General features: G+C 59.4%; 22 protein-coding genes. 11 read left to right on the top strand and 11 right to left on the bottom strand.

From position 1 onward, the window contains the following. Positions 1 to 1,298, bottom strand: a 1,298-nt coding sequence (locus tag M2397_RS25560; protein WP_259244707.1) for a DUF6531 domain-containing protein, incomplete at its 3' end; no start/stop codon positions are given. A gap of 251 nt (positions 1,299 to 1,549) precedes the next feature. Next, complete coding sequence (ycaC, locus tag M2397_RS25565; protein ID WP_027605204.1) at positions 1,550 to 2,182, bottom strand: isochorismate family cysteine hydrolase YcaC; 633 nt, start codon at positions 2,180 to 2,182, stop codon at positions 1,550 to 1,552. A 369-nt stretch (positions 2,183 to 2,551) separates the two neighbouring features. Between ycaC and M2397_RS25570 the strand changes: the two genes are divergently transcribed. The 10 genes from M2397_RS25570 (at position 2,552) to M2397_RS25615 (ending at position 10,486) form a co-directional block, all read left to right on the top strand. Beyond that, positions 2,552 to 3,133 (top strand): YjfI family protein, encoded by a 582-nt coding sequence (locus M2397_RS25570; RefSeq protein WP_131700307.1) that lies wholly within the window; start codon positions 2,552 to 2,554, stop codon positions 3,131 to 3,133. A 17-nt stretch (positions 3,134 to 3,150) separates the two neighbouring features. Further along, positions 3,151 to 3,849 carry a PspA/IM30 family protein gene (locus M2397_RS25575; RefSeq protein WP_131700306.1) on the top strand — a complete coding sequence of 233 codons (699 nt, stop codon included), beginning with the start codon at positions 3,151 to 3,153 and terminating at the stop codon, positions 3,847 to 3,849. Positions 3,850 to 3,906: 57 nt separating this feature from the next. Continuing rightward, positions 3,907 to 4,467, top strand: a complete 561-nt coding sequence (locus tag M2397_RS25580) for a rhomboid family intramembrane serine protease (protein WP_145336769.1) — start codon at positions 3,907 to 3,909, stop codon at positions 4,465 to 4,467. 72 nt (positions 4,468 to 4,539) lie between these two features. Further along, positions 4,540 to 5,574, top strand: coding sequence for an ion channel (locus M2397_RS25585; protein ID WP_259244708.1), 1,035 nt, complete (start codon positions 4,540 to 4,542; stop codon positions 5,572 to 5,574). After that, positions 5,561 to 6,235, top strand: a complete 675-nt coding sequence (locus M2397_RS25590; RefSeq protein ID WP_259244709.1) for a YjfK family protein — start codon at positions 5,561 to 5,563, stop codon at positions 6,233 to 6,235. The genes M2397_RS25585 and M2397_RS25590 overlap by 14 nt, the downstream gene beginning before the upstream one ends. Before the next feature lie 15 nt (positions 6,236 to 6,250). After that, complete coding sequence (locus tag M2397_RS25595; RefSeq protein ID WP_024077626.1) at positions 6,251 to 6,679, top strand: DUF350 domain-containing protein; 429 nt, start codon at positions 6,251 to 6,253, stop codon at positions 6,677 to 6,679. Between the two features lie 18 nt (positions 6,680 to 6,697). Then, entirely contained in the window at positions 6,698 to 7,408 is a 711-nt protein-coding gene (locus M2397_RS25600; RefSeq protein WP_131700302.1) for a DUF1190 domain-containing protein, read from the top strand. A 12-nt stretch (positions 7,409 to 7,420) separates the two neighbouring features. Beyond that, positions 7,421 to 8,578 (top strand): glutathionylspermidine synthase family protein, encoded by a 1,158-nt coding sequence (locus M2397_RS25605; RefSeq protein ID WP_145336765.1) that lies wholly within the window; start codon positions 7,421 to 7,423, stop codon positions 8,576 to 8,578. Positions 8,579 to 8,910: 332 nt separating this feature from the next. Next, positions 8,911 to 9,147 carry a hypothetical protein gene (locus tag M2397_RS25610; protein WP_259244710.1) on the top strand — a complete coding sequence of 79 codons (237 nt, stop codon included), beginning with the start codon at positions 8,911 to 8,913 and terminating at the stop codon, positions 9,145 to 9,147. Between the two features lie 235 nt (positions 9,148 to 9,382). Next, on the top strand, positions 9,383 to 10,486 hold the full coding sequence (locus M2397_RS25615) for a nuclease (RefSeq protein ID WP_259244711.1): 1,104 nt from the start codon (positions 9,383 to 9,385) through the stop codon (positions 10,484 to 10,486). Between the two features lie 242 nt (positions 10,487 to 10,728). On the opposite strand, the gene M2397_RS25620 is transcribed toward M2397_RS25615, so the two are convergent. The 9 genes from M2397_RS25620 to M2397_RS25660 form a co-directional block, all read right to left on the bottom strand. Beyond that, positions 10,729 to 11,502: a helix-turn-helix transcriptional regulator gene (locus tag M2397_RS25620; protein ID WP_131700077.1), complete on the bottom strand. Its 774-nt coding sequence runs from the start codon at positions 11,500 to 11,502 to the stop codon at positions 10,729 to 10,731. A 213-nt stretch (positions 11,503 to 11,715) separates the two neighbouring features. Further along, positions 11,716 to 12,243, bottom strand: a complete 528-nt coding sequence (gene ppa / locus M2397_RS25625; protein ID WP_003176323.1) for an inorganic diphosphatase — start codon at positions 12,241 to 12,243, stop codon at positions 11,716 to 11,718. A 108-nt stretch (positions 12,244 to 12,351) separates the two neighbouring features. After that, complete coding sequence (locus M2397_RS25630; RefSeq protein ID WP_131700078.1) at positions 12,352 to 13,167, bottom strand: zinc-dependent peptidase; 816 nt, start codon at positions 13,165 to 13,167, stop codon at positions 12,352 to 12,354. Positions 13,168 to 13,173: 6 nt separating this feature from the next. Beyond that, positions 13,174 to 13,830, bottom strand: coding sequence for a DedA family protein (locus M2397_RS25635; protein WP_167656540.1), 657 nt, complete (start codon positions 13,828 to 13,830; stop codon positions 13,174 to 13,176). A gap of 299 nt (positions 13,831 to 14,129) precedes the next feature. Further along, positions 14,130 to 14,588, bottom strand: coding sequence for an N-acetyltransferase (locus M2397_RS25640; RefSeq protein WP_131700080.1), 459 nt, complete (start codon positions 14,586 to 14,588; stop codon positions 14,130 to 14,132). A gap of 92 nt (positions 14,589 to 14,680) precedes the next feature. Continuing rightward, positions 14,681 to 15,514, bottom strand: a complete 834-nt coding sequence (eutC, locus tag M2397_RS25645) for an ethanolamine ammonia-lyase subunit EutC (RefSeq protein ID WP_053138150.1) — start codon at positions 15,512 to 15,514, stop codon at positions 14,681 to 14,683. Further along, the gene (locus M2397_RS25650) at positions 15,511 to 16,905 is read right to left on the bottom strand and encodes an ethanolamine ammonia-lyase subunit EutB (protein WP_131700081.1); all 1,395 of its coding nucleotides are present in this window, start codon (positions 16,903 to 16,905) and stop codon (positions 15,511 to 15,513) included. Before M2397_RS25650 ends, eutC begins: the two co-directional genes overlap by 4 nt. A gap of 57 nt (positions 16,906 to 16,962) precedes the next feature. Beyond that, positions 16,963 to 18,396 (bottom strand): ethanolamine permease, encoded by a 1,434-nt coding sequence (eat, locus tag M2397_RS25655; protein WP_259244712.1) that lies wholly within the window; start codon positions 18,394 to 18,396, stop codon positions 16,963 to 16,965. A gap of 147 nt (positions 18,397 to 18,543) precedes the next feature. Beyond that, complete coding sequence (locus M2397_RS25660) at positions 18,544 to 20,064, bottom strand: aldehyde dehydrogenase family protein (RefSeq protein ID WP_131700082.1); 1,521 nt, start codon at positions 20,062 to 20,064, stop codon at positions 18,544 to 18,546. Between the two features lie 272 nt (positions 20,065 to 20,336). Here M2397_RS25660 and M2397_RS25665 point away from each other — a divergent pair, with 272 nt between their 5' ends. Then, complete coding sequence (locus M2397_RS25665) at positions 20,337 to 22,232, top strand: sigma-54-dependent Fis family transcriptional regulator (protein ID WP_131700083.1); 1,896 nt, start codon at positions 20,337 to 20,339, stop codon at positions 22,230 to 22,232. Positions 22,233 to 22,237: the final 5 nt, after the last annotated feature.

Genomic DNA, 22,237 nt, shown 5'->3' on the forward strand with positions numbered 1-22,237 from the left:
CTGGTGCGATACAACCGTGTCCACTCAAACGGCAAAATCCCGTCCAACGTGCCATCGGTCAGGGTCAGCAGTTCCTCCCCGGTAACCATCGACACGGGGCAGCCGTTGGTGACCGTCTTATCCGAAGAGGCCGCCGCATCGCCCTTCGGATTCGTCGATACAACAGGCACATCATCCACAGGCTCTTTTTGCTTCAGCACCGTGTTCTGCCGCGCCCGCCAGCGCATCTGAAGCGTGCCTTGCTTCACCCCGCCGACCACACCGCGAACCGCCACCGCCTTGTAGCGATCCACCGCCTGCATGAACTTCGTCAGAATCGCCAGCACGCTCTGAACAAAACCAACAGCCGCCTTAACAATCTGCGCGCCATACCTGGCCAGCCGCAGGCTCAAATACGCCACAGCCGCCGCCGGCAGTGCGATGGTCAGCACCGCGCCAATCACCAGGTCAATCAGCAGCGACACCACCAACCCAGCGGCCACTTGCGCAATCTCACTGGGCGGCAATGCGTCCAACCAGATCATCGCCGTGCGCACCAGCAGGAACAGCGCCGCTTCATCACTGGCGAGCAACATCGCCTGTTCCATGACCTTGGGCGCATCGGTGGCGATTTGTGCCAGCTTGGTCGCTTCGGCTCCCAGCTGTTCGACGTACTTCAACGGGTTTTCAAGAATCGCCTGCACCAGCTTGATGCTGTCCCACACGTCCCGGATCGCGGCCCAACTGCCCGCCAGCACGCCGCTGCCAATCGCACTGGCCGTGGACTGCTGCCAATGCGGTTTGAAGCCTTGCCACTGTTCGCGAAGCCACCACTCCAGGTCCGCCATCAGCCCGGCATAGGAGGTGAACAATGCGTCAACCTGCTCCTGGGAAACACCGCCCTGTACCCGCACCTGATAGCGCCCGCCAGCGGCGCAGTGGTGTGAGCCCTTGCCGTGTTCATCCAGCATGACCCGCGTGGAACTGCCGTCATCCAGCCCGATCACCTCGACCGGAATGCCGCCGATCGGCACGTCATACACCGAGTCGAATTTGCTCTCTATCTTCAGCTCGCCGCCCAACTGGCACACGGCGACACTGCCGATAAAGTTCGGGTCGCTCATGCTCACGGTTGTCTGCGAGTCACCGACGCGCAACACCCGATCCATCCCCAGCAACGACGGCATATCCGCCGTATGGCTCACCGAATCCAACGCCCGCGAATACCAGGCGTCCATCTGCTGGCGATAAATCACCAGGCTCTGATGAAAGCCATCCAGCTCATGTTCGATAGAGGCAATGTGGGAAGCGTTGGTCATCCGTGACGTCTCGGCAGAGGGCAAGGCGTCGGAGTCTGCCGCAGTAAAAAGCGGCTGGATGAACGGCGGGGAAAATCAGAAAGGGCTTACGAAGGTCGCGTAATAGTCAGCCCCAAATCACAGTTGGGGGCTACTTTAAATGGCGATCATGCTGATCGAAGAGCAGTGCGCTGTGGTTCTTTAAGTTGGAAGCTCGGTTGAATAACGAAAGCCTGCTTTTCAAAGCAGGCTTATCGCGAATCTCGGCTGACTTACTTCTGGTGAGCCGTCAGCGCCGCATACCCATTCATCAAGTTGCGATAGTTAGGAATGCGCTGGGACAACAGATTGCCCAGTCCTTCGATATCGTTGCGCCAGTCGCGGTGCAGCTCACACGCCACCGAGAACCAGTTCATCAACTGCGCACCGGCCTGGGTCATCCGGCTCCACGCCGCCTGCTGCACGGTGGTGTTGAACGTGCCAGAGGCATCGGTCACCACAAACACCTCAAACCCTTCCGCCAGCGCCGACAGGGTCGGGAACGCTACGCACACATCCGTGACCACGCCGGCAATGATGATCTGCTTGCGGCCTGTGGCCTTGATCGCCTTGACGAAGTCTTCGTTGTCCCAGGCATTGATCTGGCCTGGGCGGGCGATGTAGGGCGCGTCCGGGAACATCTCTTTCAACTCAGGTACCAGCGGGCCGTTGGGGCCTTGTTCGAAGCTGGTGGTGAGGATGGTCGGCAGGTTGAAGAACTTCGCCAGGTCGGCCAGGGCCAGCACGTTGTTCTTGAACTCGTTGGGCGAGAAGTCCTGGACCAGGGAGATGAGGCCGGTCTGGTGGTCGACCAGCAGAACTACGGCGTCGTCTTTGTTCAAGCGGTTGTAGGTTGGAGTGCTCATGGTTGAATCCTTTTTTGTTTAGGTTGGTTGGGCGTTGCGTTCAACATGGGCGCAGATTAATGGGTGGGTGCTGGGGGATAAATCGGCTGGAATGGGTAATACCGTCAACTCAAAGGCGACAATTCATGAATTGTCAGTAGGACTGATCTTTTTAGCGGTCGGGAAAGCCAGTCAAAAAATCTCACGCGTGAGCTATTGAGTGTGGCAAAAAATGCCTGTAGATTTTCTCACGCGTGAGTTTTTCACCGCGAGGTCAGTACCATGGAAAGCAGCTCTCCATCGAGTCCGCCTAAAGGGCCCGATACCGATTCAGCAAGCCTCAAGGGAGAGCGCTTGAAGCCGTCCGCCAAAAAGCCATCGAGCTTTTACATGAAGCAGATGCGTGCAGGCCTGGCGGCCGCCGGCTACGTGAAACACGAGACTTGGGTGCTTCCCGAAAACCGAAGCCTGCTCAAGCAGATGGAGAAACAGCTTCGCCAGCCGATTCTGGCTGGCTCATTCATGTCGGAGAATTTCATGAGCGCAGGTACCAACTGGAATATCGATCGCCTCTTCACCGCTCTTCAGGCCCTGGACGACGTGGTGTCCCAGGACATTACGCTTTCTCTCGTTCAAGGCTCCGAGTCCAGCATCAAGCTGGAAATGAACGACTTCGGTGGCTTGCCGATTTACATCGCGGTGGTGGGCGAGCAGATCATCGTTGACACCGTCCTGGTCGATGTCGAGTCCATCAACGATGTCGCTAAATTCAATGACGCGGTGTTGCGCAGCCGGGAAATGTTCCCGCTGTCCTCCATCGGTATCGAGTCCATGCCTAACGGGCAAGTTGTCTACAACATGTTCGGTGCGTTGAGCTCCGACTCCAGCCTGACCAATATCGTCACCGAGGTGAAAACCCTGGTCGACAACGTGCAGCGCGCCAGCGAAGCCTTCGAACGTTTCTTCAATTAATTATTCGGGAGTATCCAATGACTCAGTCCATCTGGAGCAAATTGTTCACCGCGCTGCGTGGCGGTGCCAACGAAGTCGGCGAATCGATCGTCGACCAACAGGCCCTGCGCATCCTCGATCAGGAAATTCGCGATGCCGACACCGCGCTGGCCAACGCCAAGCGTGAGCTGGTCAGCATCATGGCCAAGCACAAATTGGCGACTGATCGCGTCAATGAGTACGACGCCAAGATCAAGGACCTGGAGTCCAAGGCGGTGGCTGCCCTGCAGGCCAATCGTGAAGACCTCGCCCTGGAAGTGGCCGAAGCCATTTCGAGCCTGACCAACGAGCGGGATGTCGAGCATAAGCAAGCCACCGAGTTCGGTGGCTATGCGGAAAGCATGCGCAAGGACATCACCAAGGCCGAAAGCCGTATCAAAAGCCTGCGCCAGCAAGTGGATATGGCCAAGGCGCGCGACAGCGTACAGAAGGCCCAGGTCAGCGCCTCCATTGCCAGCGGTGGTGCCAACGGCAAGCTGGAAACCGCCGTCGGTACGCTGAATCGTTTGCAGGCCAAGCAGCAGCAACGCGCTGCTGAACTGCAAGCCCAGGATGAGCTGGTTGAGGCGTCCACGGGGACCGACCTGGAACGCAAGCTGCGCGACGCCGGCATCACGCCGAACGAAGGCAGCGCCAATGCGATTCTGGAGCGTCTGAAGCAAAAGTCGGCCGAGTAAGCAACGTCGCCGCAGGAAGGGCAGTGTCTGCCCTTCTTTTTTTACGTCGAGGTCAGGATGGATGCCCTGAAGGGTTTCAAGACAATCGCAGGCTTGGCCTTCTTCATGGTCGTGCTGCAACTGCTCAATGTGGCGACCGGTTACAGCCTCATGGCGTTCGGCCTGATCCCGAGAACGCTGCAGGGGCTGCCGGGCATCCTCACCTCACCGTTTTTGCACGGCTCGTTCGCCCACCTGAGCGCGAACCTGGTTGCCTTTTTGATCCTGGGCACCCTGGTGATTATCGAAGGGCTCAATCGCTTCGTTACCGTCAGTGCGATCATTATCCTGCTGGGCGGTTCGCTGGTCTGGCTGTTCGGTTTTGCGGGCATACACGTGGGGGCCAGCGGCTGGGTATTCGGGTTATGGGCCTATTTGTTGTCTCGCGCCTGGTTCCACAGGAGCTGGAGCAACCTGATAACGGCCGCTGTCGTAGCGGTACTGTATGGCGGCCTGATCCTTGGCTTCCTGCCTCGTCAGGGTGTTTCCTTCGAGGGGCATCTGTTTGGTGCATTCGCCGGATTTATTGCAGCCAAGGTACTTCTCTCCAAGCCACGCAGCAGGTTTAATGCCGGCTGAACGCACTTGAGCATCCACACGTCGAGGCGATGGCGTCATCGGGAATCAAGTACCCAGGGAGTCAGGGACGGAATGTCGATTTTTCTTTTGCTGCGCATGTACGCCTCCTCCCTCTTTCACCGTTTCGGCTGGGCAGGCCTGGTCGTTGCCTTGGGTGTACACCTGAGCACGGCTTATCTGGGCCTGGTGGTTCTGGGCGAACAACACCTCACCGCGCCCGCCACGTTCGTTTACTTCTATCTCACCACTACGCTGACCGTCGGCTATGGCGACCTTGCGCCACAGACCTCGGCGGGGCGCGTGTTCGTGGCAACCTGGGTCATGCTCGGGGGCATTGCGCTGCTCACGGCAGCCATCGGCAAAACCACCAGCACTGTCATCGATGCATGGAGAAAAGGCATGAAGGGCAAAGGCGATTTCACCGGCAAGGTCGGTCATACCGTGCTCATTGGCTGGGAGGGCGCGTCCAGTGAGCGGGTCATCGAGTTGTTGCTTCAAGACGAAACCTCGAACGACAACCTGATCGTCATCTGCGATTGCACCCTCGAAGAAAACCCGATGCCGGGCAAAGCGGCGTTCATCCGTGGTGAAAGCCTGTCTTCCACAGCGTTATTGCTGCGTGCCGGTGTGCCCGGCGCCGAGCGTGTACTGGTGCGAACCCCCTCCGACGATCTGACGCTGGCCACCGTGCTGGCGGTGAATCAATTGAGTCCGGTCGGGCATGTCGTCGCCCACTTCAATGAAAGTGAAATTGCCGCACTGGCCAGCTCCTACGCGCCCAGCCTGGAGTGCACGTCAAGCATGGCCATCGAGATGTTGGTGCGTGCCTCTCAGGATCCGGGCTCGTCGGTGGTCATTAATGAGCTGCTGTGCGTGGGGCAGGGTGCCACCCAATACCTGATGAAATTGCCCGAGGCCTTTGAGGCATCGTTCGGCGATCTGTACACCCAAATGAAAGAGCGCCACAACGCCACCCTCATCGGCTATCGCGCCAAGGGTGCGTCGCAACCGTCGATCAACCCGCCCAGCGCCACGCGCGTTGAAGGCGGCGAACTCTTCTACATCGCCTCCACCCGCCTCAAGGAAATCTCCAATGGGATGGTTTAAACAGTTGATGGGGCTTGAGGCCCCGCAAGCGAATACACACTCGAAAGGCGCCGCCGCCGAACCCCTGCCGACCACCGGGCCGCTGGGCCTGGCACCGGGCAAAGGCGTGATATTCGACGCGACCCTGAAGTTGTTGCTCGACGGGAAAACCACGGTGGTTATCCCCGGCTCCCAGGAAGTCTGGAGTAACGGCACCGTTGACCTCGGGCAGTCGACCTGGCTGTCGCGCTATTACATGAACGACGAAGATTACTGGTTGCAGGTGCACACCACGGGCGACATCGCCGGGCAGGTCGAGTCTGTGATCCTGTTCAACTACCTCAGTTACGTCACCCTCAGCAGCGAAGCTGAACTGCGTCGGCTGGCGGGGCCGCAGAGTCCGATCGGGTTGCCGACTTATACCCACAATGGCGTTGAATACGCGCGCGTGTGGGGCAGCGAGGAAGGCCAGACAGAATTGGTGGCCATGAGCGAGCACGTGATAAACCCCGAGGATTTCTACAACGTCGAGCACCGTTCGATGCTATATGCCCGTGACACAGGCCTGACCGATCGACGCGAGTTTCTGCTGTTCTCTGTAGAAGAAGACGCTGAAGGCACCGTCAGCCTGAGCACGTCGCTGGGCATTTCGCTGTACACAACCGACTTGAATGCGCTCTAAAAAAGGAAGAAGTCCATGCTAGAAGCTCTCTCCATCTCCCTGAACAAAGCCGCCGTAGTCGGGTTTGTCACCTACATTCTGGGGGCGGCGGTGCTGTTCGCGCTGTTCCAGTTCATCTACACCCGCGTCACCCCGCACAAGGAGTTCGAACTGATCCGGGCGGGCAACGTTTCCGCGGCAGTCGCCCTGGGCGGCGCCATCGTCGGTTTCGCCATTCCGGCCAGCAACGTGATTGCCTACTCGATCAGCATCCTCGACTTCGTCGTCTGGGCGGTGATCGCAGCCGTCGTCCAACTGTTGGCGTTCCTGCTGACCAGCCTCGTGCTCAAAGGCACTTCCGAGCGCATCAAGAGAGGCGAGCTCGCAGCGGGCATCTACGTGGCCGCCGTGGCCATCAGCGTCGGCATGTTGAATGCCGCCTGCATGACGCCTACCCAGAACTGATTGCGCACGGAGCTCCCGATGAAACGAAGCAAGTACGTCCAGCTTTCGCTGGCAGCGTCGGTCGCCATGGCGATATCCGGCTGTGGGCCGACGGAAAAAACCTACGATTTGCAGAAGAAGTACAACTTCCAGTCGGTGCAGCAATGTGCCGATGAAAAGCTTCCGGTGGACGTCTGTTCGGACGCCTACATGACCGCCATGGCCGAGCATCGCCGCATCGCCCCGGTATACGCCAGCCAGGCCGATTGCGATGCCGACTTTGTCGCCGGCTGGTGCCAGCTGGACTCCAATGGCCAGTTCATTCCCAAGCTGGGCGGTTTCGAACTGACCGCCGAAGGCCAGGTGACGCAATCCCAGGTCGACGCTGCCAACGCTCAGGCGGGTAATGCTCAGGCAAGCGGCGGCTCCGGCTTCTCCACCAGCAGCCTGCTGACCGGTCTGCTGATCGGCAACATGCTGAGCAGCAATCGCAACAGCTACCGCTCTGAGCCCGTATACCGCTACCGCGATGATCGCGGCAACTACGGCAACTCGACGCTCAATCAGCGTGTCTCCAATGGCGCGACGTTTGGCCGCTCGAATCAGGCCCGTTACGGCAGCAGCAATTACACCAACACGCTGCGCTCCTCCAGCCAGTCGAGCTCCGTGGCGTCGGCCACCTCCCGTGGCGGCTTCGGCAGCAAGGCCAGCGCACGCAGCGGCTGGGGCGGCGGCGGGTCGAGCAGTTAAGGAAACCGGGCCATGAAGAAAATCCATTGCGCAGAGCGTGATGACTGGAAACAGACGGCTGAAAACCTTGGCTTTCTGTTCCATACCATCGACAACGAACCCTACTGGGACGAGAGCGCGTATTACCAGTTCACGCTCAAGCAAATCGAGCACGACCTCGAAGACCCGACCACCGAGATCCACGACATGTGCATGGACCTCGTCGCCCGCGTGGTCCAGAGCGAAGAGCTGCTCGAACGCCTGAGCATTCCCGCGCCCTTCTTCGACATGATCAAGACCTCTTGGCTCGAAGGCCACCCGCACCTGTACGGGCGCATGGACTTCTCCTACAACGGCACCGGCCCCGCCAAACTGCTGGAACTCAACTACGACACACCGACCAGCCTCTACGAGGCGGCGGCGTTTCAGTGGGGCTGGCTGGAGCAATGCATCGAACGCGGCTTGCTGCCCAAGCATGCCGACCAGTTCAATAGCATCGACACCAAACTGCACCAGGCTTTCGCTCAACTGCAGGTCAACCAGCCGTTCTACTTCGCCTCGATGAAAGACTCGGTCGAAGACAAAGGCACCACCGACTACCTGCGCCTCGTCGCAGAAAAAGTCGGCATCGAATCACGCCACATCGACATCGAAGACATCGGCCTGACCGGCGAAGGCCGCTTCGTCGACCTCCAGGACCGCTGGATTCCCCACCTGTTCAAACTGCACGCCTGGGAATTCATCTTCCACGAACCCTTCGGCGCCGCGATTGCCGAGAGCGACACACAGTTTTTCGAGCCGGCGTGGAAATCCATCATTTCCAATAAAGGCATCCTGCCGTTGCTGTGGGAATTCAACAAAGGCCACCCGAATTTGCTCGCGGCCCACCTGGATACCGAACCGGGTAAAGCTGTGCCGAAGGGCTGGGTGCGCAAGCCGTTTTTCTCGCGGGAAGGGGCGAACATCGAGCTGCAAACGGCTGATGGGCTGATAGTGAAGGAGGACGGTCCCTACACGGATGCGCCGTTTATTCTTCAGGAGTTTGCGCCGTTGCCGCGGTTTGGGGACAGCTATACGTTGATTGGGTCTTGGGTGATTGGGGACCAGGCGGCGGGGATTGGGGTGCGGGAGGACAATAGTTTGATTACCAAGGATTCGAGCCGGTTTTTGCCGCATTTGATATTGGATTGAGGCTGGAGCTTAAAGGGCCAGCAGGGCTGATCCCTTTCATTTGCAGGACGTTTCCTAGAGAATCCCAACCGCATTGCGCCAGCGGGAATGCGTGACTAGGCTGCGGATCGTCACTGCCTATTCAGTGATCGGGTTTAGTCGCCCGGATTCGATTGGCGCATAAGCAACTCATGAGTCAGGCCCCCTTCGCCTGCATCTTATGGTGGCTGTGCGCAGGGCACCTCCGGGTGCGCCGGGTTTCCAATCGACCGGTCGACTAACCTGCGTACAGCTGCCACCTTTCGTTTAGTCGCGGTTAGTGGCAGCTCCAAATTATCGATTGGAGGTTTGCTATGGATAACGTTGTTTCGGATTCGCCGTCATCGCCTGCGACCAACCCATTTACTGTCAATGAAGAGCTGAGCTTTGAAGATGCTTGGGTGCGCGTGGCTGAGTTGCTGCAGTGTGCGGTGGCTACATCGCAAGTGCTTGGTGAACCGGTGGCTGCGCCGCAAAGGGCGGTGATGCATTTGGTTGAGATGGCCAGGATGGTGGCGGATCGGGCTGTGGAGTGTATGCAGCCGAGGTGATGTGATAATTGCATTTGGTCAGCAAGGTGCTGACCAAGTGCTGTCCGTTTACGTATCGTGCCATGTCTTTATTTGCCGTTTTTTGCGACACGTCTTTCTTTCATGTCGCTATTAGCGACATATCAATCATCTCGTCCGATTTGTGCAGCAGCCTGTTGCCCAATTGTGCTTGTCGCCAGAATGGCGTGCGACGGTGTTAGAGTCGCGAAATTCCACCTCATCAAGGATGTACCACTTGCCCATAAAAACGGATGTTTGGACCGTCGGTGTTGCGCCGAGCAAGCTCCCTCTGAGCCGACTGGTCAGTGAGCAGTTGCTTGAAGATATGATCCTCAACTCGCCAGGCATCCTCTCAGACGAGTGGATGCTGATAGGCAAGCAAGAAAAAACTAACTCAGGTGGACGCATTGACCTCCTGGCGATAGCTCCCGATGGAAACCTTGTGCTGGTTGAGCTCAAACGCGACCGCACACCTCGGGACGTTGTTGCCCAGACACTCGATTACGCTGCGTGGGTTCAAGGTTTACAGCCTAATGAGATCGGCGCGATTTACGAGCGATTCAGGCCGGGAAATACCCTCTACGCTGACTTTTTAGCTCGTTTTGGACGTGTCCTAGACGATGACGAGCTAAACCAAAGCCATCAACTGGTCATTGTTGCTACGGAGTTAGACGCGAGCAGTGAGCGAATTGTTGAATACCTCAGTAAACGAGATATACCCATCAACGTGCTGTGTTTTCAGATTTTCAAAATGGGTGAGCAGCAACTGTTGAGTCGGTCCTGGCTACTCGATCCCGTTCAGACACAAGTGAACGCGGTATCGGCGAGCGAGGGGCATAACGAGCCTTGGAACGGTGAGTTCTATTGCTCGTTCGGAGATTCGACTTCGCGCTCATGGGAGGACGCCAGAGAGTTTGGCTTTATTTCAGGTGGCGGCGGCGCTTGGTATAGCAGAACTTTGCAGCTGCTTTCGCCAGGGGATCGTGTATGGGTGAATATTCCGCAGCAGGGTTATGTTGGCGTTGGAAGGGTGCGCGGAAAGTCGACACCTGCGAACGAATTCACAGTAACTGTGAACGGTGAGGAGCGTCCGGTGCTTGAGGTTGCCAAGCGTGCAAATTATCACGCTGAGTTTGTGGACGATCCGGAGCGGTGTGATTACTTTGTGTCGGTTGAGTGGTTGGATACCGTGCCAGTGAGCCAGGCTGTGCGGGAGACGGGGATGTTTGGAAATCAGAATACGATTTGTAGGCCCAGGACAACAAAGTGGCGGTGGACGATTGAGCGGTTGAAGGAAAGGTTTGCTGATTTTGATGAGGTGGTTGCGAGTATGTTGTAGCGATGCTTGTAGAGCCGAAAATACGGTAGGGGACGCATTAAAAAGCCGGCTTGTGGCCGGCTTCTCTGTGACCGCCTCAGCTTGTTTTTGACAAACCTCAGCAGCCTTCAAATCGCTCAGCCCACATTGCGTCGGGCTGAATAGTAGGGGCATCCGCGGGAAATCCTCCGCATCGCCGAGCAGGGTGGATAGCGCAACGCAACCCCCTGCCAAATGTGCGGCGCATGATACCCACATTCACCTCAGTTGCCCACCTCCGGTTCCGATTTAGAGCCTTCCCAGCCCAAAAGATGCTCATCCAGCGGCACGGGTGGGCGGCGGTTGTTGAGGGTGGACCACCAGAACACCCAGCCCACGATCTGGAAGTTCTGCTCAAACCGTTGCTCGTGTGTCAGGTATTCATCCGGGTGTTCGCCGGCGTTGTGGCTGCGCATGCGCAAACCACCCCCTGGGCGGTTGTAGAGGTATTTGATGCGTAGCATTCCATCGTGTTCGACGGCGTAGATTTCGCCGTCGATGATTTGGGTGCGGCCTTTGTCGATGGCGAGGGTGGCGCCTTGTTGGATGATGTCGATCATGCTGTTGTCGACCATGTACGCGCCCAGCGCGCGGTCGGGGTTGACGTTGAGGGTTTCGAGGGTGTGCAGGGAGACGCGGATGCGTTCGGTTGAGGTGAAGGTGGGGTGGAGGGGGATCTCCACGTCGATTTTTTCCGGGCTGCAGGCGGGGCCTGTGAGGTATTTGCCACTTTCTTCGCGGGTGGGGAGTCCTTTCCTGATGCTCGGGCCTTCCAGCAGGAAGTTGGCCGGTGGGTGTTTGGGGCCTTCGCCGGTGCGTAACCAACGGCTGGAGATACACAGCAGTTCTGCGATCTCGTTGAGTCGGCCCATGGGTACACCGCGTTTGAACCAGTTGTTCACGTGTTGAGGCGTGACACCACGGTTTTTGGCGAAGTCGGAGGCGGAAAGATGAACTTCCCTTAATAGCGCTTTTAAGCGATCACCTGATGTATTCATAAACGCAGAGTTTACTGGCCGAGAAAACACATCAAATAAACCATGCGTTGAGTTAGGCCTGTAGGTTTTTGCTTAGTTGTAGCTTGTTACTTCGGATTTGAGCGGTGGTTAAACTAAGCTTATAAAGCATTGAACTTGTCGTTTAATTTTTCCCACAAAAAAGCCCCGAATAATCGGGGCTTTTTCAATTGCCGGGGCAATGAGTAGCGGGTATCAGCCTTTGTAGGCTGCGACCGACTTCATGATCTCGGCGCGGGCGGCGTCTGCGTTGCCCCAACCGTCGATCTTCACCCATTTGCCTTTTTCGAGGTCTTTGTAGTTCTCGAAGAAGTGCTTGATCTGTTCCAGCAGCAGTGGCGGCAGGTCGGTGTATTCCTTCACGTCCACGTACAGCTGGGACAGCTTGTCGTGTGGCACTGCGATCACTTTAGCATCGCCGCCGCCGTCGTCGGTCATGTTCAGGATGCCGACTGGGCGAGCGCGGATGACCGAGCCTGGGGTAACCGGGTAAGGGGTTACGACCAGCACGTCGAGGGGGTCACCGTCGTCGGCCAGGGTGTTAGGGATAAAACCGTAGTTGGCCGGGTAGAACATCGGGGTGGCCATGAAACGGTCAACGAACAGGCAGTCGCTGTCTTTGTCGATTTCGTATTTGATCGGCGCGTGGTTGGCCGGAATCTCGATGGCGACGTAGATGTCGTTCGGCAGGTCTTTGCCAGCCGGAATCTTGCTGTAGCTCATTGGGCGTTGCCCCCGTAGTTGGCCATATGACATGGCCGGATTGGCCTAAAAGTGGCGGCGATTATAGGCATATTCTGACGGCGATGCCATGCGCCAGACGTCGTACGGTCATTCGCCTTGTGGCTGATAACGCGGGTCGTGCGCTTGCAGTTGGGTCAGGCGGGCCAAGGGATCCTGGCGGTAAAAGCGGCTGAGTTGGGCGTACACCTGTGGATAACGGTTGACGAGTAAATCCGGGGCGCTGAAAAAATATTCGCTGGTGACCGCAAAGAACTCCGCCGGGTTTTCCGCCGCGTAGGGGTCTATCTCCGTCTCGGCGTCGGGGTTGGCGTCCAGTTGGCGATTGAGATCGTCATAAGCGCTCTGCATCACGCTGGCCCATTCCTGCACGCGCATGTCGTGGTGCAGCGGCGGCAGGCCGTTGGCGTCGCCGTTGAGCATGTCGAGCTTGTGGGCCAGTTCGTGGATCACCAGGTTGTAGCCTTCCCACTGACCGCTGGCCAGTACGCCCGGCCAGGCGAGGATCACCGGGCCTTGCTGCCAGGCTTCGCCGCTGTGTTCGCCGTCCCACTCGTGTTCGATGCCGCTGCTGTCGCGATGGCGCTGGGGGCTGAGGAAGTCGTCGGGGTACAGCACGATTTCATGGAAACCCTGGTACCAGTCGAGGTCACCCAGGTTCATCAGCGGCAATTGCGCCTGGGCGGCGAGCAGCAGGCGTTGTTCCTGGTGCAGCTCGACGCCGGGCAGGGCGGTGAGGTGTTTTTCGGCGAGGAACACCACGCAGGCTTCGCGCAGCCACTGGTCCTGCTCGGCGCTGATGCCGTCGAGGAAGGTCAGGTGGTGGCGCACCCGCTGCCAGGTGTCATCGGCAATCGGGTGCTTGGCCAGCAGGCGCCGGCGACGCCAGGCGCTGAGGGACCACATGCCGGGTTACTGCGACTTGGCTTCTGAAGACGGGCGGCCAAAGCGGCTGCGGAACACGCCGATGATCATCGGCACCAGCGACAGCAGGATGATGAACACCACCAGCAGCGAGAGGTTTTTCTTGATAAATGGCACGTTGCCGAAGAAGTAGCCCAGGGTCACCAGGCCGCCGACCCAGAGGATGGTGCCCAGCACGCTGAAGCCGAAGAAACGTGGGTAAGGCATTTTTGCGATACCGGCAACGAACGGCGCAAAGGTCCGCAGGATCGGCAGGAAGCGCGCCAGGGTCACGGTTTTGCCGCCGTGCTTGTCGTAGAAATCGTGGGTCTTTTGCAGGTAGTCGCGGCGGAAGATTTTCGAGTTCGGGTTGCTGAACAGGCGTTCTCCCGCCGTTCGCCCGATCACATAATTGGTACTGTCGCCGAGAATCGCCGCCAACATCAACAGCCCGCCCAACAAGACCGGGTCCATGCCGCCGCCCGCAGCGACGGCGCCGGCGATAAACAGCAGCGAATCACCTGGCAGGAACGGCATGACCACCAGGCCGGTTTCGCAAAAGATGACCAGGAACAGAATGGCGTATATCCACGGACCATAGTTGGTTACCAGCATGTCGAGGTACACGTCGAGATGCAGGATAAGGTCGAGCGGGTTGAAATCCATGGATGGCACCTGTGTGAACGGCCCGACTCGGCAGGCCTGTGCGGAAGCTCGGGTAATAAGGCTACACGTGTATGTAGTGTTTCTTACAACCCTGAAAGGTCCGCATTATACGGATTGAGAGGTGAAAAGCGTGTTGGTTTTGTAGCGGGGGATGTCGCAGTACACGGTGCGCTGGGCGCCACATAACCCGCTGTACGAGGGGCTTGCTACCGATGAGGCCGTGTCAGTTATAAATAGTCTGACTGAAAAGCCGCTATCGGTGGCAGACCCCTCCCACAGGGTGTCTACGTGTAAGGGAATCAGTCTTCGCTGATCGGCAACGTGTAGTTCTTGAACTCGGTGTCTTCACGAAACCCGATTGACTCGTACGTCTTTTGCGCCACTTGGTTATTACTGCTGGTCGACACCCGCAGCCGGACCGCATGGGTCTCCTTGGCCATCTTCTTTGCTGTGCGTATCAAATTGTCCGCCACCAGTTGTCGGCGCGCGTCTTCGGCCACATAGATGTCGTTGAGGATCCACACACGTTTAAGCGACAGCGAGGAAAAGCTCGGGTAAAGCTGGCAAAACCCGAGCACGCGTTTGTCATCGTCATCGGCCAGGGCCAGGTAGATCACCGACTCCTTGCGGCGCAGGCGCTTTTCCAGGAAGGCCCGTGACGAATCCGGAAAGGGCAGGGCCCCATAGAACTCGCGGTACTTGACGAACAACGGGGTCAACAGGTCCAGGTGTTCCAGGGTCGCTTGAGTAATCCGCATGCCAGGCCTCAACTTCCAAATGGGGTATGACCACGCGAGCGGCCGTGACTTGATGCTGCCTAAAGACGCGAAAAAGCGCAATCGTGCCGGGATCAGTCGGTGGGTGGGCTGAGCAGGAAATTGCCCTTCATCAGGTCCGGGTCGTCGGATTCGATCGTCTGAAGCTGGGCCTCGTCCTTCAGGTTGACCCCCGACAGCTGCCGGCGACACGCCTCTCGCATCAAGTACAGCAGGCGATGGGCCGCCATGCCATAGCTCAAGCCTTCCAGGCGTACATTGGAGATGCAGTTGCGATAGGCATCGGTGAGGCCGACCTTGGGGTTGTAGGTGAAATACAGCCCCAAACTGTCCGGCGAACTGAGCCCCGGCCGTTCACCGATGAGGATCACCACCATCTTGGCGCCGAGCAGTTGCCCGATTTCGTCGGCCACCGCCACGCGGCCCTGTTCCACCAGGATCACCGGCGACAAGGACCAACCTTCGGCGTGGGTCTGTTCTTCCATGCGCGTAAGAAACGGCAACGTATGTTTATGCACCGCCAGCGCCGACAAACCATCAGCCACCACGACCGCCAGGTCCATGCCGCCCGGATGCGCAGCCGCGTAATCCCGCAGGCTCTGGGCCGATTCATCACTCAAGCGCCGCCCCAAATCCGGACGTTGCAGGTAGCTATGCCGGTCGGTTGCGGCACTGTGCAGCAACAGACTGTCACGCCCACGTTCGGCTAACTGACTGCTCAGGCCGGCATGGTCAAAGGGCAGGTGCACCGCGTCCCGCGCCTGGGCGTGGGCGAACTGAAAATCAAGCTGTGCGTTGGTGGGAATGCTGGTGCCGGTGCGGCCCAGCGCAATCCGCGCCGGGGTCAGGCGGCGCAGTTCCAGCCACGGGTTTTCAGGCAGGTCGAGTTGCACAGGCGGCTCCTTCATCCCAATTGCGCCAAGGCGTGGCGAAACGCCGGTGGCAGGCTGTTGCCGAAGCGCACCTTGCCGTCGGCTTGCGTAAAGATGCCCATTTTGGCCAGCCACTGTTCAAACTCCGGCGCTGGCTTTAAACCCAATGTTTGGCGAGCGTACAGGGCGTCGTGGAACGAGGTGGTCTGGTAGTTGAGCATGATGTCGTCGGAGCCGGGGATACCCATGATGAAGTTAATCCCGGCGACGCCCAGCAGGGTCAGCAGGGTGTCCATGTCGTCCTGGTCGGCTTCGGCATGGTTGGTGTAGCAGATGTCGCACCCCATGGGCACGCCGAGCAGCTTGCCGCAGAAGTGGTCTTCAAGGCCCGCGCGAATGATCTGCTTGCCGTTGTACAGGTACTCGGGGCCGATAAAACCGACCACGGTATTCACCAGGAACGGCTTGAAATGCCGGGCCACCGCATAGGCGCGGGTTTCGCAGGTTTGCTGGTCGACGCCAAAATGCGCGTTGGCCGACAAGGCACTGCCCTGGCCGGTTTCGAAATACATCAGGTTCTGGCCCAAGGTGCCCCGGTTCAGGCTCAAGCCCGCCTCGTAACCTTCCTGCAGCACGCTCAGGCTGATGCCGAAACTGGCATTGGCCGCTTCGGTGCCGGCAATCGACTGGAACACCAGGTCCAGCGGCACGCCGCGGTTGATGGCTTCGATGGAGGTGGTGACGTGGGTCAGCACGCAGGCCTGGGTGGGGATTTCGTAGCGTTGGATGATGGCGTCGAGCATCTCCAGCATGGCGCAGATCGAGGCGATGCTGTCGGTGGCCGGGTTGATGCCGATCATGGCGTCGCCGTTACCGTAGAGCAGGCCGTCGAGAATGCTCGCAGCGATGCCCGCCGGCTCGTCGGTCGGGTGGTTAGGTTGCAGGCGGGTCGACAGGCGCCCCCGCAGGCCCATGGTGCCGCGAAACTGAGTGACCACCCGGATCTTCTGCGCTACCAGCACCAGGTCCTGCACGCGCATGATCTTCGACACAGCCGCTGCCATTTCCGGTGTCAGCCCCGGCGCCAATGCGCGTAGGGATTGTTCATCGGCGGCGTCGCTCAGCAGCCAGTCGCGCAGACCGCCGACGGTCAGGTGGCTGACCACGGCGAAAGCCTGCTTGTCGTGGGTGTCGATGATCAGCCGGGTGACTTCATCGCTTTCATAGGGGATCAGCGCTTCTTCGAGGAAGTGTTTCAGCGGGATATTGGCCAGCGCCATTTGCGCCGCCACCCGCTCACCATCGTTCTGCGCGGCGACGCCGGCGAGAAAGTCCCCGGAACGCGCGGGGCTGGCCTTGGCCATCACGTCTTTGAGGCTGTCGAAGCGGTAGGTCTGTGCACCCACCGCGTGGGAAAAGCTTGCCATACAGTGTCTCCTTGACGACGCGGGCAGGAGAGGAACCCGCGTCGAGGTTTACGGCAGTTAGTGCAAGGCGGCCTCTGCGGCCTGGATCGCGGCGAATTCTTCTTCGGGCGTGCCTGCTACCAAGTGATGCCGGCTGTAGAAAGCAAAGTAAGCAATTAATACTCCATAGATGATTGCGGCGCCAATCACCACCCGTGGATCCACCAAAAAGCCCGCAACGACGGCCACGCAGGCCAGTACCAGGGCTACACCGGACGTGAAGATGCCGCCCGGCGTGCGATAAGGACGGTCCATTTTGGGGCGACGGATGCGTAGGGTGATGTGCGCGGCCATCATCAGCACGTAGGAAATGGTCGCGCCAAACACCGCCACCAGAATCAGCAAATCCCCCTGGCCGGTCAGCGACAGGCCGAAACCGATAATGCCGGGGATCACCAGGGCCAGTACCGGTGCCTTGTTCTTGTTGGTCTGGGACAGTTTGCGCGGCAGGTAGCCGGCACGGGACAAGGCAAAGATCTGCCGTGAATAGGCGTAGATAATCGAGAAAAAGCTGGCGATCAAGCCGGCCAGACCGACCAGGTTGACGAAGCTGCCCATCCAGGTCGAACCGCCATAGGACAGCGCCAGCGCTTCCACCAGCGGGTTACCGGATTTGATCAGCGCGTAGGTGCCCGCGCCGCCCGGTGCGATCACCAGGATCAACAGGGCAAAACTGGTCAGCACCACAATGGCGCCGATCAAGCCCCGGGGCAGGTCGCGCTTGGGGTTCTTGGTTTCTTCGGCGGCGAGCGGCACGCCTTCTACGGCAAGGAAAAACCAGATCGCATAGGGGATCGCCGCCCACACGCCGACATAGCCGAATGGCAGGAAGGTGCTGGCGCCCTTGGCTTCGCTTACCGGGATATCCAGCAAGTTGGCGACATTGAAGTGCGGCACCATCGACACCAGGAACACGCCCAGTGCAATCGCGGCGATGGCGGTGATCACGAACATCAGCTTCAAGGCTTCACCGACGCCGAAGATATGGATGCCGATAAAGATGATGTAGAACGCCAGGTAGATCATCCAGCCGCCGATACCGAACAGCGACTCGCAATAGGCACCGATAAACACCGCGATGGCGGCGGGGGCGATGGCGTATTCGATCAGGATGGCGGTGCCCGTCAGGAACCCGCCCCAAGGCCCGAAGGCACTGCGGGCAAAGCCGTAGCCACCGCCGGCGGTGGGGATCATGGAAGACAGTTCGGCCAGGGAAAAGCACATGCACAGGTACATGGTGGCCATCAGCAATGTGGCGAGGAACATACCGCCCCAGCCACCCTGGGCCAGGCCGAAGTTCCAGCCGGCGTAGTCGCCGGAGATGACGTAGGCAACGCCAAGGCCGACCAGCAGCACCCAGCCGGCGGCTCCTTTTTTAAGTTCGCGTTGTTGGAAGTATTGGGAGTCGACTTTTTCGAAGTCGACAGAAGATCCAGTCGGTTCGCTAGGCATGAAGAAGTACCTTTCATTGTTATTGTTTTTAACTCGGCCTCTGTGTGCCGAATGCAATTCGCAAGTACTTGTGGAGAGCTAAGTGTGGGAGAGGGCAAACCCCTCCCACATTTGAGTACATTTCAACTGTGGGAGGGGAGGGGTTAGTTAGAAGAAGCCCAGCGGATTAATGTCGTAGCTCACCAGCAAGTTCTTGGTCTGCTGGTAGTGATCCAACATCATCTTGTGCGTCTCACGGCCCACGCCGGACTTCTTGTAACCGCCAAACGCGGCGTGCGCCGGGTACAGGTGGTAGCAGTTGGTCCACACGCGGCCAGCTTTAATCGCACGGCCCATGCGGTAGGCGCGGTTGATGTCGCGGGTCCACACGCCGGCGCCCAGGCCGAACTCGGTGTCGTTGGCAATCGCCAGGGCTTCGGCTTCGTCCTTGAAGGTGGTGATGCTCACCACCGGGCCGAAGATTTCCTCCTGGAACACGCGCATTTCATTGGTGCCCTTGAGCAGGGTCGGCTGGATGTAATAGCCGCCGGCCATGTCGCCAGTGAGCTGCTCGACCTTGCCGCCGGTCAGCAGTTGCGCGCCTTCGCCCTTGGCAATTTCCAGGTAGGACAGGATCTTGTCGAACTGCTGCTCGGACGCCTGGGCGCCGACCATGGTGTCGGTGTCCAGCGGGTCGCCGCGTTTGATCTGCTCGACTTTCTTCATCACTACTTTCATGAACTCGTCGTAGATCGACTCTTCCACCAGCGCACGGGATGGGCAGGTGCACACTTCGCCCTGGTTAAAGAACGCCAGCACCAAGCCTTCAGCGGCTTTCTCGATAAACGACGGTTCGGCTTTCATGATGTCGGCGAAGAAGATGTTCGGCGACTTGCCGCCCAGCTCAACAGTGGACGGGATAATGTTCTCGGCCGCCGCGTGCATGATGTGCGAGCCCACCGGCGTGGAGCCCGTGAAGGCGATCTTGGCGATACGCTTGCTGGTGGCCAGGGCTTCGCCGGCTTCGCGGCCGAAACCGTGCACCACGTTCAGCACGCCCGGTGGCAGCAGGTCGCCGATCACTTCCATTAGCACGTTGATGCCCAGCGGCGTTTGCTCGGCGGGCTTGAGTACCACGCAGTTGCCGGCGGCCAGGGCCGGAGCGAGTTTCCAGGCGGCCATCAGCAGCGGGAAGTTCCACGGGATGATCTGGCCGACCACGCCCAGCGGCTCGTGGAAGTGGTAGGACGCGGTGTGTTCGTTGATCTCGGCGCTGGTGCCTTCCTGGGCGCGGATGCAGCCTGCGAAGTAGCGGAAGTGGTCCGCCGCCAGCGGGATGTCGGCGTTGAGGGTTTCACGCACGGCCTTGCCGTTGTCCCAGGTTTCGGTGATGGCCAGCAGTTCGAGGTTCTGTTCGATGCGGTCGGCGATTTTCAGCAGCACCAGCGAGCGGTCCTGGGCCGAGGTCTTGCCCCATGCGTCAGCGGCAGCGTGGGCGGCGTCCAGCGCCTTGTCGATGTCTTTGGCAGTGGAGCGCGGGAATTCGGCGATAGGCTTGCCGTTGACCGGCGAGGTGTTGGTGAAATAGTTGCCATCGACCGGGGCAACGAATTCGCCACCAATGTAGTTGCCGTACTTGGCCTTGAACGAAACGATCGCGCCTTCAGTGCCGGGGTGTGCGTAACGCATGGTGGGTATCTCCTGGCTTTTATGTTTATTGGAGTGCAGCGCGCAAGCGCTTGATAAAGCGTAGAGCAAAGGTTGGGCCACTGCTTCGCAGGCCAGGGAAATCAAGGGGTTGGGGTTTGTTGCAAAGCGTTGCTGTGACACGGGTGGTACAGGCGCTGTGACAGTTTGTGCCATAAACGGTACACGCTGTGACCGGCGGGTCGGTCCGGGATTGCATTGGCTGGGTGCCTGGGGGATGCTGGTTGCTCTCACGCAGGGAGAATAATAAGAACATGCATAACGATCATTTCAGTCGCCATGCCCAGCAAGTCCTCACCGTGGCGCGCGGGCGCGATCCGTCCAGCGACCCGTCCATCGCCCGTTCCTGGCTGCGCTGCCTGGAGGACTACCACCTCGACCCTGCGCAAACCATTGCCCCCACTGTGCTTGAGCATGGCCGCCTGCTGGAAAGCCGTGAGCGCCTGCAACAGGTGCTGCATATCGCTGGCAGCGAGATGAACAGCCTGCACCAGCAGCTGTCGGGCGCTGGCCATGCGGTGCTGCTGACCGATGCGCGTGGGGTGATCCTCAACTGTGTCACGGCGCCGTCCGAGCGCAAGATTTTCGAACGCGCCGGGTTGTGGCTCGGTGCGGATTGGAGCGAAGCGTGCGAGGGCACCAACGGCATCGGCACCTGCCTGGTGGAACGCCAGTCGTTGACCATTCATCGCGACGAACATTTTCGTGGGCGCCACACTGGACTGACCTGTTCGGCGAGCCCGGTATTCGACCCCCATGGCGACCTGCTGGCGGTGCTGGACGTGTCGTCGGCCCGTGAGGAGGTGTCGCGCCAGAGCCAATTCCACACCATGGCGCTGGTCAACCTGTCGGCGAAGATGATCGAGAGTTGCTACTTCCTGCGTCACTTCGAAAACCATTGGCTGCTGCGCTTTCATCTGCAGGCCGAGTCGGTGGGCCTGTTCAGTGAAGGGCTGCTGGCGTTTGACGGCGAGGGCCGGATTTGTGCCGTCAACCAGAGCGCACTCAACCTGCTGGGGCAGGTTCGGGGTGGTTTGATGGGGCAACCGGTGGAGGCGTTTTTCGAGTGTTCCCTGGACCAACTGCTCGGTCGCGCCAGTGCCAATGCCACCGCCAGTTGGCCATTGCGCACGCGGGATGGCCGGCACTTGTTCGCGGCTTTGCGCGGTCAATCGCGCAGTGTGCCTGCGCCCATCGTCAAGCCTGAGCCCGTGCGCCTGGCCGGTATCTGCCTGGGCGACCCGACACTGCAGAGTGACTTCCGGAAAGCGCTGCGGGTATTCGAGCGTGATGTGCCCTTGCTGATCAACGGCGAAACCGGCTCCGGCAAAGAGGCCTTCGCCAAGGCGGTGCATCACGCCAGCCCGCGCGCCGACAAGGCTTTCGTTGCCCTCAACTGTGCCGCCATCCCGGAAAGTCTGATCGAAAGCGAACTGTTCGGCTATCGCGGCGGCAGCTTTACCGGCGCGCGCAAGGACGGCATGCAGGGCAAGTTGCAACAGGCCGACGGCGGCACGCTGTTCCTCGATGAAATCGGCGATATGCCGTTGGCGCTGCAGACGCGCCTGTTAAGGGTGCTGGAGGACCGCATGGTGGTGCCCATCGGCGGTGAGCCCCAGGCGGTTGATGTCAGAATTATCAGCGCGACTCACCGGAATTTGCTGGAGCGCGTGCAGGACGGAAGTTTTCGGGAAGACTTGTACTACCGGCTCAACGGCCTGGAAGTCGGTTTGCCAGCGTTGCGTGAACGCAGCGATAAGCCTCAGTTGCTGGATTTCCTGCTGGCGCAGGAGGCGGGTGGGCAGAGCGTACAACTCGACCCGGCAGCGCGCTCGGCGCTGCTGACCTACCCCTGGCCGGGCAACGTCCGGCAACTGCGCACGGTGTTGCGTACGCTGGCAGCGCTGTGTGACGACGGGCGGGTCGGTCTTGAGGATTTGCCAGCGTTGATCCGCCAGGCTCGGCCACAGCCGGTCGCCGAGGCCAGGCTTGCAGAGTCGCCCCTGGGGGACGCCGAACGACTCGCCCTGCTCACGGCCTTGGAGCAACAACGCTGGCACATGACCCACACGGCGGAGCAGTTGGGTGTCAGCCGTAACACGCTGTATAGAAAGCTGCGCCGGCACGGCATTGCACGGGCTGCTCCATAGATCGG

The sequence above is a fragment of the Pseudomonas sp. BIGb0381 genome, assembly GCF_024809815.1.
Taxonomy (GTDB): domain Bacteria; phylum Pseudomonadota; class Gammaproteobacteria; order Pseudomonadales; family Pseudomonadaceae; genus Aquipseudomonas.